The sequence below is a fragment of the Alkalihalobacillus trypoxylicola genome, from assembly GCF_001590785.1.
Taxonomy (GTDB): domain Bacteria; phylum Bacillota; class Bacilli; order Bacillales; family Bacillaceae_D; genus Alkalihalobacillus; species Alkalihalobacillus trypoxylicola.
On the sequence record NZ_LTAO01000038.1, the window covers coordinates 14,507 to 30,457 of the forward strand.

14 protein-coding genes are annotated in these 15,951 nt (G+C 36.5%); 12 read left to right on the forward strand and 2 right to left on the reverse strand.

Translation table 11 applies throughout. From position 1 onward, the window contains the following. The first annotated feature begins 29 nt into the window (after positions 1–29). The 5 genes from AZF04_RS18460 (at position 30) to AZF04_RS18480 (ending at position 5,447) form a co-directional block, all read left to right on the forward strand. Positions 30–731 carry a DUF1961 family protein gene (locus AZF04_RS18460; protein WP_061950043.1) on the forward strand — a complete coding sequence of 234 codons (702 nt, stop codon included), beginning with the start codon at positions 30–32 and terminating at the stop codon, positions 729–731. A gap of 375 nt (positions 732–1,106) precedes the next feature. Beyond that, positions 1,107–1,562, forward strand: coding sequence for an alpha-amylase family protein (locus AZF04_RS18465; RefSeq protein WP_061950044.1), 456 nt, complete (start codon positions 1,107–1,109; stop codon positions 1,560–1,562). A gap of 491 nt (positions 1,563–2,053) precedes the next feature. Continuing rightward, positions 2,054–4,123, forward strand: a complete 2,070-nt coding sequence (locus AZF04_RS18470; RefSeq protein WP_061950045.1) for a bifunctional aldolase/short-chain dehydrogenase — start codon at positions 2,054–2,056, stop codon at positions 4,121–4,123. A gap of 136 nt (positions 4,124–4,259) precedes the next feature. Then, positions 4,260–4,637, forward strand: a complete 378-nt coding sequence (locus AZF04_RS18475; protein WP_061950046.1) for a sensory rhodopsin transducer — start codon at positions 4,260–4,262, stop codon at positions 4,635–4,637. Positions 4,638–4,682: 45 nt separating this feature from the next. Next, on the forward strand, positions 4,683–5,447 hold the full coding sequence (locus AZF04_RS18480) for a DeoR/GlpR family DNA-binding transcription regulator (protein WP_061950047.1): 765 nt from the start codon (positions 4,683–4,685) through the stop codon (positions 5,445–5,447). 489 nt (positions 5,448–5,936) lie between these two features. Here the strand turns inward: AZF04_RS18480 and AZF04_RS18485 are convergent, their stop codons facing one another. Further along, positions 5,937–6,446, reverse strand: a complete 510-nt coding sequence (locus AZF04_RS18485; RefSeq protein WP_045482643.1) for a GNAT family N-acetyltransferase — start codon at positions 6,444–6,446, stop codon at positions 5,937–5,939. Positions 6,447–6,512: 66 nt separating this feature from the next. Continuing rightward, positions 6,513–8,084, reverse strand: coding sequence for a glycoside hydrolase family 43 protein (locus AZF04_RS18490; protein WP_061950048.1), 1,572 nt, complete (start codon positions 8,082–8,084; stop codon positions 6,513–6,515). 122 nt (positions 8,085–8,206) lie between these two features. Between AZF04_RS18490 and AZF04_RS18495 the strand changes: the two genes are divergently transcribed. The 7 genes from AZF04_RS18495 (at position 8,207) to AZF04_RS18525 (ending at position 15,829) form a co-directional block, all read left to right on the forward strand. Then, entirely contained in the window at positions 8,207–9,061 is an 855-nt protein-coding gene (locus AZF04_RS18495) for a helix-turn-helix transcriptional regulator (protein ID WP_061950049.1), read from the forward strand. A 78-nt stretch (positions 9,062–9,139) separates the two neighbouring features. Beyond that, entirely contained in the window at positions 9,140–9,904 is a 765-nt protein-coding gene (locus AZF04_RS18500; RefSeq protein WP_061950050.1) for a DeoR/GlpR family DNA-binding transcription regulator, read from the forward strand. A gap of 95 nt (positions 9,905–9,999) precedes the next feature. After that, complete coding sequence (kduD, locus tag AZF04_RS18505; protein WP_061950051.1) at positions 10,000–10,755, forward strand: 2-dehydro-3-deoxy-D-gluconate 5-dehydrogenase KduD; 756 nt, start codon at positions 10,000–10,002, stop codon at positions 10,753–10,755. Positions 10,756–10,815: 60 nt separating this feature from the next. Beyond that, positions 10,816–11,646 carry a 5-dehydro-4-deoxy-D-glucuronate isomerase gene (gene kduI / locus AZF04_RS18510; protein ID WP_045482628.1) on the forward strand — a complete coding sequence of 277 codons (831 nt, stop codon included), beginning with the start codon at positions 10,816–10,818 and terminating at the stop codon, positions 11,644–11,646. 114 nt (positions 11,647–11,760) lie between these two features. Next, positions 11,761–13,854: a glycosyl hydrolase 115 family protein gene (locus AZF04_RS18515; protein WP_061950052.1), complete on the forward strand. Its 2,094-nt coding sequence runs from the start codon at positions 11,761–11,763 to the stop codon at positions 13,852–13,854. 50 nt (positions 13,855–13,904) lie between these two features. Beyond that, positions 13,905–14,981: a mannonate dehydratase gene (gene uxuA / locus AZF04_RS18520; RefSeq protein ID WP_061950053.1), complete on the forward strand. Its 1,077-nt coding sequence runs from the start codon at positions 13,905–13,907 to the stop codon at positions 14,979–14,981. Next, complete coding sequence (locus AZF04_RS18525; protein WP_061950054.1) at positions 14,981–15,829, forward strand: SDR family oxidoreductase; 849 nt, start codon at positions 14,981–14,983, stop codon at positions 15,827–15,829. The genes uxuA and AZF04_RS18525 overlap by 1 nt, the downstream gene beginning before the upstream one ends. Positions 15,830–15,951: the final 122 nt, after the last annotated feature.

Sequence of the window (15,951 nt, forward strand, 5' to 3'; positions counted from 1 at the left end):
GAAAAAGCTCTATGTAAAGGAGGAAAACAATGAAAAAACTTCAATTTGAAAAAGGCGAATGCTTATATGAGAATTCTCTGCAATCTGTAGATGATGTGAAAGATTGGATTTCTGAGGGAGAAGTCAATATTTCTAGCTTAGATAACCGACTATTATTAAAAAATGTAAAGGATCCTGACGTATATGGAGATCATGCTCATTGGTTGCTTTGGTGTAATCAAAAATTTCCAGACGATATTATTATAGAGTGGGATTTCTTACCATTAGAAGAGCCAGGGTTATGTATGATGTTTTTTTCTGCTGAAGGAAAAAACAAGAAAGATTTATTTGATGCTCAATTAGAAAAACGCGATGGGTATTATCCACAATATCACTCCGGAGATATGAATACGTACCATTTATCATACTTTAGACATAAATACGAAGAAGAACGTGCATTTCGAACGTGTAATTTAAGAAAAAGCCATGGCTTTCATTTGGTCACTTCAGGGGCAGATCCTTTGCCTCCGGTAGAGGATGTACTGGCTCCTTATCAAATGAAGCTGGTTAAATATCAAAATATCATCCAATTTTCCATTAATGAATTACCGATTCTTTATTGGGAGGATGATGGTGAGACATATGGCGAAGTCTTACAAGGTGGGTATATCGGCTTTAGGCAAATGGCTCCAATGATAGCAAGCTATGCTAACCTAAGAGTGTCAAAAGCCATATTGAAAGAGTCCCTATAAAAATAGAGTTTCTGAGCGGGGATGCGACCTCATGAGAGAAACTGAGATAATTTTGAAATAGATTCAAACATCAACAACGAACCATGAACCCTCCTTACTGTGAAAATGGAGGGTTTTTTTGAACTTCTAGATTTCCTATGAAAGGCGTAAGCTAGCAAACACAAGACACGAAGACTCCAGAGGGAGGAAGTGGCCATGCTAAATTTACTTTAAAACACCCATTGGACGCGGCTGGGGAGCGAACAGCAAAGCATCTAACAAGTGTGGAGTTACTTATCCATGCGGATGGTTCACCTTCGTTTTTGAGAATTTAATGCTTATTTACAAAGATCTATTATATAATGGAATAATATTCAAAAAAAGGGAGCTGTTTGCATGTGGAGTGCCGTGAAGAGAGGATTACTAGCATTAATTATTTTTATAGTAGGAATACTTTTTGCTATTGTCATCTATGATCCGCACAAACATCATTATTTAGATAAAGAGCTAAATGAAATGATTAATGAACAAGAAATACGGAGTATCACAATACTGGATAAACACTACGATGAGTTTTATCGTTATGAATTAAAAGAAAAGGAATTTACCACACTATTTGAGTCACTTAATATAAAAATGAATAAACCTAAAGACTTTTATGTTATTGATTTTGATTTTCAATATTACATTTCAATAAGTACAGGAAGAGAAAGCTATTCAATCATCTACGGACGTGATGAACATCATTCAGGCATTAGCCTCGGACGCCATGAATACATGATTATAAGTGAAGATTATTTAGCTGATTTTTTTAATGCCATTGAAGGTTGGGAAGAAATAAGCTTCGATTAAACAAAATAAAAGACTTAAGCTAACTTTAAAAAGGGTTAGTTTTTTTGTTTTTTTTATGTGAGTGAATTTCATAATTGCTCTATAAACGAATAAAACCGAACGTATCTTATAAAATATTTTAAACGTTTGCGAATTAACTTCTTGATTGAAACGGTAGGTAGTGACTCCCAAAGGATCAGCGCAGTCTGAAGATCCACTCTGGCGAAGCTCTGCGTAGTCAGAGTTAGCTAAGCCCTTGGGAAAGCATCTACCTAAAGTGAAAATCAAAAACCTAATCGTTCCGTTTTCAAGATAAGAATGAAGAAATTGATTCATTTTAAAACCATATCGTGATGTTCTAAATCATTTTCTAAAAAGGGTTTTTTGAATTTTTAAGAGTCTTAATAAAGCTTTACAAAACTTTTATTTCAAAAATTAAAAAAGATATACAAATACAAACAAACATATGTTAAACTTAAAACAGAAATAAACAAACATATCCGGAGGTAATCATGGTACAAAATTTATGGGATTCTCAAAAAGCAGAGAAGTTAGAGAGTGGACTAAGTGAATTAGTATATCGTTCGAATTTAATCGGATCAGATCGTGCTGTTTGTAACTGGGGCGGCGGAAATACATCGATGAAAACAACAGAAGTTGATTTCAAAGGTGAAGCTGTAGAGGTTATGTGGGTAAAGGGTAGCGGTTCTGACTTAGCTACAATGAAGGCTCATAATTTTACTGGTCTGAATTTAACGCACATCCGTCCATTATTTGAGCGTGATGAAATGACGGATGAGGAAATGGTTGAATATTTAGGACATTGTATGATCGATAGCAAGCATCCACGGGCATCAATTGAAACATTATTACATGCTTTTTTACCATTTAAGCATGTAGACCATACACACCCAGATGCGATTATTTCACTTTGCTGTGCAGATAACGGTCAAGAAATTGCCAAGGAAATATTTGGTGATCGTTTTGTATGGGTTCCATATGTTAGACCAGGATTTACTTTATCAAAAATGATTGCAGAAGGCGTACAAAACAACCCTAATGCAGAGCTCGTATTGATGGAAAAGCACGGTTTAGTAGTTTGGGGAGATACGGCGAAGGAAAGCTATAATAAAACGATTTCTATTATTAATGAAGCGGAAGCTTATATAGAAGCAAAGGTATCTGAAGAAAATGCATTCGGTGGAGCAAAGTATAACTCATTAAGTGAAGAAGATGCTAAGGATATTTTAGCGAAAGTATTACCTGTCATTCGTGGTGCGGTTAGTGATGAAAAGAAAATGCTTCTTACTTATGACCGTGGAGATGATGTGTTACAATTCGTTAATTCGAACGATGCTAATGTACTTTCTCAGGTGGGAGCGGCTTGTCCAGATCACTTAGTTCATACGAAACGAGTTCCTTTATATATTGAGTGGGATCCGGCTACTAAGGATGTTGAACAATTGATCGAAAGTGTAAAAGCTGGAATTGAGAAATTTAAAGTAGAATATAAGGAATATTTTGAGCGTAACAAAAACGAAGGAGATAGCATGTTTGAACCAGCTCCTCGCGTTATTCTTATCCCAGGAATCGGAATGGTGAACTCTGGAAAGAACGTTACGATGGCTAATGTAAGTGGGGCTCTATACCACCGTGCCATTGCTGTAATGAAGGGCTCAACTGCTTTAGGAAGCTTCGTATCACTTAGCGAAAATGAGTCTTATAATATTGAATACTGGCCACTAGAGCTTTATAAATTATCATTAGCACCTGCAGAAGCTGAATTTTCACGTAAAGTAGCATTTGTTACTGGTGGAGCTGGTGGAATTGGAAGTGCGAGCTGCCGTCGCTTTGTATCTGAAGGTGCTCATGTAGTAATCGCTGATTTAAATCTTGAGGGTGCTGAAAAAGTAGCTGCTGAGATTAATGAGCAGTACGGAGAAACTCGAGCGATTGCAGTTAAAATGGATGTTACGAGTGAAGAGCAAGTTCAAGCTGCCTTTGCAAAGTCTGCATTAGCCTTTGGTGGAGTAGATATCATTGTAAATAATGCAGGGTTAGCTACTTCAAGTCCAATTGAAGAAACCACATTAAAAGAGTGGGATTTAAATATGAAAGTTCTAGGAACAGGATATTTCCTAGTAGCACGTGAAGCCTTTAAACAAATGAAGCAACAATCTATTGGTGGAAGTATGGTTTTCGTAGGTTCGAAAAACTCCGTTTATGCTGGTAAAAACGCGTCTGCTTATAGTTCAGTAAAAGCACTTGAAACTCATTTAGCGAGATGTATTGCAGCAGAGGGCGGTCAATATGGAATTCGTGTAAACTCTGTTTTACCGGATGCTGTCTTACAAGGATCGGCGATTTGGGGTTCAAGCTGGCGTGAAGAAAGAGCTGCAGCTTATGGAATCGAGCCTGATCAGTTAGATGAGCACTATCGTAAACGTACGACATTGCTTGTAAATATTTACCCTGAAGATATCGCAGATTCGATTGCTTTCTTTGCATCTTCTAAATCTGAGAAAACAACAGGTTGCATGATTACAGTAGATGGTGGAGTTCCTGCTGCATTTACTCGTTAATGATATGATTTTGACATACATCCTCTCGTTGTTAATGAGAGGGTGTATATTCATATAGTGAATTTATCTTATGAGTTACAGCACAAAGATATAAACGGAAGAATATTAAACAACCAAAAATTTAGGAGGTCATAACATGAGTACTATTCAAAAAGGACATTTATTATGGTATATTCCTGATGGATATATTCCCGAGATTAGTCAGGGTGAGTTGTTAAGTCATGAATCCATTTGTGTATTAAATACGTACCAAGAGGATGCTGAATTAAAGATTACGATTTATTTTGAAGATCGTGAACCGATTGAAGAAATGAATTATCTTGTACCAGGTAAAAGAACAAAGCATATTCGAACAAGTGCACTTGAGAAGAATGGTCAGGTTATTCCTGTTGGAGTGCCTTATGCAATTGAAGTCGAAAGCTCCATTCCTGTTATTGTTCAATATAGCCGTCTAGATTCAACTCAATCAGAGCTTGCTCTAATGTCAACGATGGGTCATCCCGTAAATTCATAAAATATGAGTTTATAAGCAAAGATTATATGGAATGGTGAGGATTTCATGCTAGTAGAAGAACGTTATCAACGAATTGTCACTTTGGTTAACGAAAGAGGCAGTATAAGAGTTTCAGAGCTAAGCCAAATTTGCGATGTTACAGAAGAAACGATCAGAAGAGATTTAGCGAAGCTTGAAAAAATGAAACGATTAGTTCGTAGTCACGGTGGAGCTGTGTCTATTTTACAAACACCAACAGAAGTTCCGTACACAACTAGAGAAGTGATGAATGCAGAGGCGAAGAAAAAAATCGCCAAAGAAGCACTAGCTTTAATACATGAGGGAGAACGAATCTTTCTTGATGCTAGCACTACTGCTTGGTATACTGCCTCTTCATTACCAAACCTTCCTTTAACGGTATTAACCAATTCGGTTAAGGTAACGATGGCTTTAGCAGAGAAGGACCAAATAGAGGTAATATCATTAGGTGGTCATTTAACTCATAACTCACTTTCATTTGTAGGTCCATTAGCTGAGCGCTCATTAGAAACATACTATGTAAACAAGGCATTTTTGTCTTGCCAAGGAGTTCACACGGACAGAGGTCTCAGTGATTCAAATGAAAATCAAGCAAGATTGAAGCAAAAGGTTATTTCATCAAGTGAGCATGTAGTATTAATGGCAGATAGCAGTAAGATGGGAGTAAAGGCTTTTACCAAGATAGCGGATTTGCATTCAGTGCATACGTTTGTAACGGATCAAGAGCTTTCGGCAGATATTGAAGCAAAGCTTAATGAACTAACCATTGAGACGATAATCGCCAAAGCTTAATTGTATGAATAAAAATCAAAATCAAAATCATTTATCGTAATAATGGGTTTCAACGGAAAAAACCTGTTTTTAGATTATCCACACCATGTGGAGAAATTTGAAAGAGTGTTTAATAAAGGCAAACAGACAATGATTTGGGGCTGGGACAAAACCTCGTTAAAAACATCACATTAGAGAATATAGGGAAAATGTGTAATGATGACAAAGATCAATAACGAATTAGGAACCCTCCTTTTTTCAAAAAAGGAGGGTTCTTTTAAGGATAGATTCCCTATGAAACACGTAAGCTAGCGGACACAAGACACGGAGACTCCAGTGGGAAGTAGTGGCCATGCCGAAATCCACTTTTAAAAAAAGTTAGTTCGGCGTCACCCCACCGGACGCGAAGTGTCTTAGGGGAGCGGACAGTCGAGGACCTAGAAGTATGGAATCATTTATTCGTGAGTTTTGTCCCGACCTCCTGTTAAATTTTATACTTGTTTAAGGAATTTATTTCTCTACTCTTTTACCAAGAATGATTAAATCACGCTCGACGCCGTCTAATTCAGCAACCTTTGGAAAGTGAGCCCATTTTTCGAATTGGAATTGCTGAAATAAATGTAAGCTCGGTAGATTGTGGCCAAAAATAAACCCTAGTATCGTTTTGATTCCTAATTTTGGACACGCACATATCGCATATTCAAGTAATTCTTTCCCTAACCCTTTACCTCGATAGCTGGGATCTAAATAAATACTAATTTCAGCTGTTTTGTTATAGGCGGGTCGTCCATAAAAAGACTGAAAGCTTAGCCATCCACAAATATAATCTTGATCTTTTACCACCCAAAGTGGTCTTGAAGTAGAATTGTGCTCTAAAAACCATGGTTCTTTACTTTTTACATCTACCGGATTTAAATCAGCTGTTACCATTCTACTTGAAATCGTTGAGTTATAAATCTCTACGATTCGATTTAAATCTTCTATTTTTGCATCAATAATTTGATATGAATCTAATGACATTAACCCACCTCATTAAATGATAAAATAAGAGTATAAATTCTACTTATTTTATCATATTTTGATTATTTAGGTGAGTGGCTGATAGGTAAAGTAATCGAAATCAGCATAATTTTTACTGTGCTTCCCATTACTCGAGCTATACATACCAATATAGGCACCAGTGAAACCTCCTGCTACATCCGTACTAATGAGCCGAGCATCAACACCTTCTAGTAGTACCTGCCAATTATCTGAAGTAGAGGAAGAGTAGCGAATCGTTAAATCCTGTTCAAGCGCTTCTATCTTTAAATATTTCCGTTTTTCAACCGGTACGACCACTTCTTTTAAAATGGTTTTTTCACCATTTTCCTGAGAGGTTAATCTCAATACTTCGTTTTCTTCTTTTTTGCTGAATTCTATAAGATAATGAAAATCTTCATTTGAACGCAAGACAAGACCGGCTGTTTCATGTTCATTACTAGGTGTGAATTCAAGAGCTGTCTCTACCAAAAAGCTAAAATGCTGTTGTCGCCTTCCAATAAAACTAGGGTTATCTTCATTTGTTAGAGATTCTTTCTTTAAAGATAATCTTAAAAAGCCTTTATGCTCCTGTAAGGAGTAAAAATCCTCACGCGGTGTGCGAATGAAATTCCATTGTAAACCTAAAGTTTCAGAGTCGAAATGATCACAATAAGGCTGTGCTGGATATCGATACTCAGGTAGTTCGGGACGTTTCATTTCGCTTTCTATCTTTCCGACCCCTGGATTGACAATCGGCCATCCATCCTCCCAAATAAAAGGTACCAAAAACGACTCTCTTCCCAGGTTTCGGTAGTAACCTCCATAAGGTCTTGAAGCTAAGGCAACCATCCACCATTCATCATTCTGTGTTTGAACGATATCGGCATGGCCTACATTTACAATGGGCTCATTTCTTCCTAAATGTCTGTGTGTCAGAATAGGATTCATTTTATTACCCTCATATGGACCCGAAATGCTTGGACTTCTAGCAATAGTTACTGCATGAGTATGCCCTGTGCCACCCTCTGCGATGATCAAGTAATAATAACCATCCTTTTTGTATAAATGGGGGGATTCTTGTGCATGAGCAACTTGCAAGGCGCCGTCCCAAATACTAAATTTAGGACCAACTAGCTGTTTTTCCTCTAAATTAAGCTCTTGTAACCAAATTTCCATATGCTTAGCATGCTTTTGACCTTCTGGTGGCTGTCGGTTCCCTGTGTAATAAACCTTTCCATCGTCATCAAAAAAGAGAGATGGATCAATCCCAGGGGCATCCTTTAACCAATTCGGTTCGGACCATGGTCCCTCGGGTTTTTCGGCCGTCACATAAAAATTTTTCCTCGCACCAGTCTGACTCACAACAAATGTTGTAATCATGTAAAAAATACCGTTATGATATCGAATGGTTGGAGCATAAATTCCCTTAGATGATGGAGTTCCATCTAAGTTTAATTGAGAAGGTCGATCCAAAACATGACCAATCTGCTTCCAATTAATTAAATCTCTGCTATGAAAAATAGGAACTCCTGGAAAATATTCAAAGGTGGAAGTGACTAAATAATAATCTTCGCCTACTCTACATATAGATGGATCGGGATAGAAGCCAGGTAAAATCGGATTTGAAAACGTTCTCATTACATCACCTCATTTTAGTTTATGAGATTAGTATAAAAGCTATAATTCATTAAAAGTTATGTTTTGATGACTAATTATACCGTATAATAATGAGAAAACGTTCAAAAAGAGGAGGATTGTACATGGTTCAAACCAATCAATATGAGAAATATGAAATAAAAGATGAGAGGTTTTCCATTCAATATTTAAAAGAAAAACGCTTCTCTTCTATGAGAACTGATCATTATCATTCATCCTATGAAATGTTTTATATATTAAATGGGAGTCGAATTTTCTATATAAATGGTATTAAAAATGAAGCGAAAAAAGGAGATTTATGGTGTATTCAACCAAATGATAGACATCGCACAGTAAGCACGGATGAATTTTTTTGTGAAAGATTTGTCATTAACTTTTCAAGCGATTGGTTAAACTCTTTTGGTAATATCATCGACGTTCATTCGGTCTTATCTACCACAAAAAAGGTTTCCTTCACGATTCAGTATCAACTGGTTTTAGAGGATTTATTCCATAAGCTTTTTAAAGAAGCAAGAGACAAGAAGTATGAATATGAAGAAATTTGTCAGACGATTCATTTGCAGCTTTTACTACTAATTAAAAGACATATTCATTACCAAGAAAAAGGCTATTCTGAAAATTATCATCTTATACAAAAGATGAACGAGCTAAAGATTCGATTAGAGCAATCCGATTATAAGACGATTTCTTTAGAGGGTATAGCTCAGGAATTTCATCTAAGTGAAGCTTATTTCAGTCGGATGTTTCAAAAGATTAATGGGATTTCTTTTAAAAACTATCTGGTCCATTTACGTGTAAAAATGGCAAAAAACCTATTAAAGGATACATCTAAAAGTGTTGAGGCTATTTCGAGAGAATTAGGTTATCGACACTGCAGTAATTTTATTAACAGCTTTAAAAAAATAACTGGTCATACTCCTTATCGATATCGAATGATGGTGAAAGAAAATAAAAATTAGAGAGCTAAGTTTACTTTTGTTCATTTTTGTTCGATAATAAGTATAAGAAAAGATGGAGTAAGTGTCTGGAGGAAGGTTATGCTTTCAGTAAAAAGATATGAAATGATTTTGGCACTATTAGAGCAGAATCAGGTTGTGAAAGTCTCAGAGTTAAGTAAAGAACTAGGGGTAACAGAGAAAACAATACGTATTGATTTAGAAGCGTTGGAGAAAAACGGGCTCCTAAAACGAATTCATGGTGGTGCAGTACTTGCTGATAAAGGTACACGCATTGTTCCAATCGAAGAAAGACAATCCGGAAAAGCGATTATCAAAGAAGCGATTGCTCAAAAAGCGAAGGCCAAAATTCAACCCTATCAAACGGTTTTATTAGATGGAGGAAGTACAACAGAAGCACTAGCTCATTTAATGGGTGATATCCCTCTTACAGTCATTACGAATGATATTAAAATTGCTTATACATTATTAGAAAAAGAAAAGATTCAGTTAATGGTATTAGGCGGGACAAGAATTGGAAAGTCTCCTTCTTTAATTGGAGCAGAGGCAACGGCAATGCTCCAAAAAATAAGAGTGAATCATGTGTTCTTCGGGACAACAGGGATTTCAATGGAGCATGGGTTAACGGTTTTAAATCATCTTCATGCTGACTGGAAAAAGCAAATTATACAAATAGCCGATGAAGTGACATTATTAACGGATGCTACGAAGTTTGAAAAGGTTGGATTAATTCAGTTTGCTTCTTTAGCTGAAATAGACGAAATTATAACGGATCATTTAATTGAAGAGAAAATGGTTCAGTTGTTAAAACAACAGGAAATTGCATTGACGATTGTGTCGGTGTAAGCGTAATTAAATTTGCGATTCGAACATAGTGATGCTATAATCAAACTATAACGAACCTAAATGAACAATTTAGAGTAATTGAGGAGGATGTTCGAATGAATTCATCTTTTTCGTTAAAGGGAAAAGTAGCTTTAGTAACAGGAGCTAGTAGAGGTTTAGGACAAGGTATGGTGCTTGGTTTAGCTGAAGCAGGCGCTGATATTATTGGTGCTGGTATTAGTGAAATGTCAGAAACAAAACAAAAAGTAGAAGCTTTAGGTCAAAAATTTTATGAAATTCAAGTAGATTTATCTGAGGATGGAGCTGCTAGTGCGCTTGTTGAGAAAGCGGTTAAAGAAGCTGGAAGAATTGATATTTTAGTCAATAATGCTGGTATTATTCGTAGAGAGAATGCTGCAGACTTCTCAGATGATGATTGGAAAGCTGTAATCGATGTCAATTTAAATTCAGTCTTTAAGCTAAGTCGTGAAATTGGTAAGCATATGATTGAGAATGGTTCAGGTAAAATCATTAATATTGCCTCTATGCTTTCATTCCAAGGTGGACTAAGAGTTCCTTCTTATACAGCGAGTAAGCATGCAGTAGCAGGTTTAACAAAATCACTAGCCAATGAATGGTCTAGTAAAGGATTAAATGTTAACGCTATTGCTCCAGGCTATATGGTTACAGATAATACAGAACAAATTCGTACAAATAAAGTTCGCTATGATTATATTACTTCAAGAATTCCTCAAGGTGAATGGGGCACACCAGAAGATTTAAAAGGACCAGTTGTTTTCTTAGCTTCTGATGCGTCCAATTATGTAAATGGACATATTTTATGTGTGGATGGCGGTTGGATGAGCTCATAAGCTTTAAAAAAAACGGAAAAATAGATTAATAGACATTTAAATTCGAGAGGAGAATAAAAAATGGAAAATAGATATACAACAAACCCAACAGATTTTAAGAATTATACGACAGAAAGAGTGAGAAATGATTTTCTAATTGAATCACTTTTTGTTGAAGGCGAAATTAAAATGGTTTATACCCATTATGACCGTACGGTAGTAGGTGGAGTGATTCCTACAACTAACGCGATTAAGCTTGATGCTGGTGACTTCTTAAGAACTGAGTATTTCCTTGAAAGACGCGAGATTGGTATTGTAAACATCGGTCCTAAAGGTAAGGTTACAGTAGAAGGTGAAGTGTATGATCTTAACAAGCGAGATTGTTTATATATTGGCTTAGGAAAAGAAAATGTAACCTTTGAAAGTGAAGACTCTTCAAATCCTGCTAAGTTTTATTTTGTATCAGCTCTAGCTCATAAAGAGTACCCAACGAAAGTATTACCAATTGCTGATGCAGAGCCTGAGCGCTTAGGAGAAGATGCAACATCTAATAAACGTACGATTTATAAGTATATTCATCAAAATGGTATTCAAAGCTGTCAATTAATGATGGGTATGACATTATTAGAGCCTAATAACATGTGGAACACGATGCCAGCGCATATCCATGATAGACGTAACGAAGTATATCTATATTTTGATATGGATGAAGATTCAAGAGTATTCCATTTTATGGGTGAGCCAACTGAAACACGCCACCTTGTTGTTAAAAACGAACAAGCAATTATTTCTCCTCCGTGGTCGATTCACTCTGGAGTAGGAACAAAAAATTATACATTTATCTGGGCAATGGCTGGTGAGAACTATACATTTAAAGATATGGACTTCGTTCCAATGGAAAATTTAAAATAAGAACCATAAAACCCGAATTGTAAAAAATTCGGGTTTATTTTAACCTAGGAAATTTTAGTTTTTATTGTAATTACTATATTTTTTATTTAGTTTCTTTTGAAAGGATGTTAGAATATGATTAATTTTAATCATTTTATATTCGATTCTTCTACTTCTATTAACTTTGGAATAGAAAGGTCGAAAGCAGTCGAGCATGGGTTATCGATGCTAGCTCGTGATTGGGAGAAAGTATTTGGACAAAAATTATTAATAGACCGAAAATCTTCATACTATATCCATCTTCGATATCCTACTCAAGATGATTTATCTATTTTGGACCCGGAAGGATTTGTAATTGATTTTAGGGAGAAAGATGACTCATTATCCATGGAAATTATAGCCGAGAATGATTTGGGCTTTGTATATGGGCTTTTACATATAAGTAAAACCTATTTGGAAGTCGATCCGTTATGGTTTTGGGCTGATCTTGAGCCAATTGCTAAGGAGAGTGCCATCGTAAAACTAGAAAGCTATCAATCTCCTAAGTATGAAGTGCGATACAGAGGCTGGTTTGTGAATGATGAAGTATGCTTATTAGGCTGGAAGGAAGAATATCCTCCAAATAAAGAAGTATGGCTCCCTGTCTTTGAAGCGTTATTACGAATGGGAGGAAACATGGTTATTCCCGGAACGGATTTGCCGAAAACAGGTGTGCACCAGCAACTAGCTTCGGAAATGGGGCTTTGGGTGACTCATCATCATGCTGAACCGTTAGGCGCTGAAATGTTTTTGAGAGCGTTTCCATACGAAAAGGCTAGCTATAAACAAAATAAGGATTTATATGAGCAGTTATGGAAAGAGGCTATAAGGGAACAAAAGGATGATCAAATACTTTGGGTGCTTTCCTTTAGAGGCCAAGGTGATACCCCTTTTTGGAGTACAGATCCAGAATTTGATACGCCTAAAAAAAGAGGGGAAATGATTAGTAAGGTCATATTCCGACAATATGAACTCATTCAACAGCAAGTTAAAAACCCTGTTTGCTGTATTGCCTTATATGGAGAAATATCAGAATTATATGGAGATGGACATATTGACCTGCCTGAAAATGTGATAAAGGTTTGGGCAGATAATGGTTATGGAAAAATGGTTTCAAGACGTCAAGGAAATGAGAATTTAAGGAAATACGCACTGCCTAATGATGATGACGAAGGCAATCACGGGATATATTATCATGTAACTTTTCATGATTTACAAGCTTCTAATCATTTAACAATGAGTCCGGTCTCACCTGATCTTTTGATTGAAGAATTGAAAAAATCTTTTCAAGCAAGAGCTAATCATTATGTTTTGGTGAATAGTGGTAATATTCGTCAGCATTTGTATACGCTTGATATGGTTGCAGAATTATGGGAAAAGGGTAATGTCAATCAGACAGAGCATTTAGATGAATTCCTTCAGCGTTTGTTTCCAGAAAACACCTCAATGATTAAAAGCTTGTATCAACGCTACTTTAAGGCAACGATACCGTATGGTAAGCACCTAGATGACCGAGTAGGAGATGAATTCTATCATCATCCGGCAAGGAAAATCATTAGTCATTACTTACAAAATAAACAATCTGAATCTTTAGAAAAGCTGCATTGGGCTACAGGAGACGTATCGTTTGAAGAGCAACTCCAATGGTTTGAAAAAAGGTGTAAAGATGGTTTAGATGAGTGGACAGCCTTAAAAGAGGATTCTATGGAAGTGTTAAAAGAGATGGACGAGCTAAATGGAAAACGTTTTTTTGATCAGTTTGTCGGACAGGTCATTCTTCACCAAACTGGATGTGAAGGATTTCATTACTTAACGAAAGCTGTCCAGCTTGCGATTTCAGACCATATGCCACAGGCATTTATCCAAGCAACGAAAGCATATCTGTCGTATAAAAAAGGACAAGAAGCTTTAGAGCAAATGGAGCACGGAAAGTGGGAGCATTTTTATCGGGCTGATTGGTTAACGAATGTTCAAAGCACAGTTGATAATGTGGATACTTTAAAAAGGTTTATAAGAATGCAGGGAGATAGTCCGGACTTTTTTGCTTGGTATAAAGAATATATCATGCCGGAATCAGAAAAACATATTTATTTAGAAAATACTCATCGCCGAGTTAGAAGTGATGAGGAGCTAGCTGATTTATTGGAGAAAGAATTTAAACATCGTGTACCAAGCCGTGATATCCATTAAATTTGAGAGCGTTCTATAGTAAAAGATTTTCGATAAAGGGGGAAACATAGATGAAAATGACATTTCGTTGGTATGGAGAAGGAAATGATACGGTCACTTTAGAGCAAATTAAGCAAATTCCTGGTGTTGAAGGATTAGTTTGGGCACTCCACCATCTACAAGCAGGTGAGGTTTGGTCTGAAGAAGAGGTTATGAAAGTAAAGGAGCAGGCTGATCAATATGGGTTTCATTTAGATGTCGTGGAAAGTATTAATGTACATGAGGATATCAAACTAGGCTTACCAACAAGAGAAAAATATATTGAAAACTATAAAAAGAGTATAGAAAATGTTGCCAAGGTTGGAGCCAAAGTGATTTGTTATAACTTTATGCCAGTCTTTGACTGGACTCGAACCGATTTATTTAAAGAAATGGAAGATGGATCAACGGCACTTTACTATGATAATGAAAAGGTTCAGTCCATGGATCCGCAACAGCTAATAGAGCTAACGACAAAGGATGATTCGTTAACCATGCCTGGCTGGGAGCCAGAAAGATTAAAACATATTGAAAGTTTATTAGAATCTTATCGAAGTGTTTCTGAAGAAGATTTATGGAATCATTTAACATTTTTTTTGCAAGAAATTTTGCCTGTAGCTGAGGCGAATGGAATTAAAATGGCGATTCATCCGGATGATCCACCGTGGTCTGTTTTTGGTTTACCGAGAATCATGACCTCTGAGCAATCAATTGAGAGGCTGTTATCAATATCTGATAGTCCGTCTAATGGAGTAACTTTATGTAGTGGCTCATTAGGGGCTAATCCTAAAAATGATATTGCAAAAATGATTCGACGTTTCCATGAACGAATTCCATTTGCTCATATTCGAAATGTAAAAATATATGAAAATGGTAGTTTTATCGAGACTTCCCACCGTACAGAAGACGGTTCAGTTGATATTGCAGATGTGGTTCTTGCTTATCATGAAACGGGATTTACTGGCTATGCTAGACCAGACCATGGCAGACATATTTGGAATGAGCAATGTCGTCCTGGATATGGCTTATACGATCGGGCATTAGGAATTATGCATTTATGGGGACTGTGGGATGCCTATGAACATGTAAAACAAGGGAGGGAAAGCTAATGTTACCAAAACATTCTTTTTTAGAAAATAAGGTGGCTGTCATTACAGGTGGTAGTGGAGTACTTTGTCAAGAGATGGCGAAAGAGCTAGCTCGACAAGGAATGAAGGTAGCTATCCTCAATCGTACTCTTGAGAAGGGTGAGGCTGTAGCTGCTGAAATCAAAGAGGCTGGTGGCGAAGCTCTTGCAATAGCTTGTAATGTGCTCGATGAAGAGAATGTAAAAGAAGCAAAGGAACAAGTCATCAAGCAATTTGGAGAGGTTGATCTCTTAATAAATGGAGCTGGAGGAAACCATCCTGATGCAATTACCGACCATGAAACTTTTCCAAAAGGTTCATTAAAGGATCAAGAACTAAAAAGCTTTTTTGATTTAACAGTAGCTGGTTTTGATTCCGTCTTTAGATTGAATTTACTAGGTACCGTTATTCCAACTCAAATTTTTGCCGAAGCTATGCTTGAGACTGAAGGAGCTACTGTCATTAATATTTCCTCGATGAGTGCACCAAGCCCAATGACAAAAGTGCCAGCTTATAGTGCAGCCAAAGCAGGTATTGATAATTTTACAAAATGGCTAGCTGTTTATTTTGCTGAGGCAGGTATTCGAATCAATGCTATTGCTCCTGGATTTTTCCTTACAGAGCAAAATAGAAGGCTTCTCACTAATGAAGACGGAAGTTTAACAGAACGAGCATCCAAAATTATTACTCATACACCTCAAAATAGATTTGGAAAGCCGGAAGATTTATTAGGGACGTTATTATGGCTTGCGGATGAATCTACATCTAGCTTTGTGACAGGAATTACGGTCCCTGTGGATGGTGGCTTTATGGCTTATTCTGGAGTTTAATTGATTTTTTATGATATAAGTTCGCTTTTTAAGAAAACGGTTTTAGAATGAGTCCATTTCATCCTTAAATTTTATAAGTGAACGAAATCGAACATTTATATTAAAAAGTACTGAATGTTTGC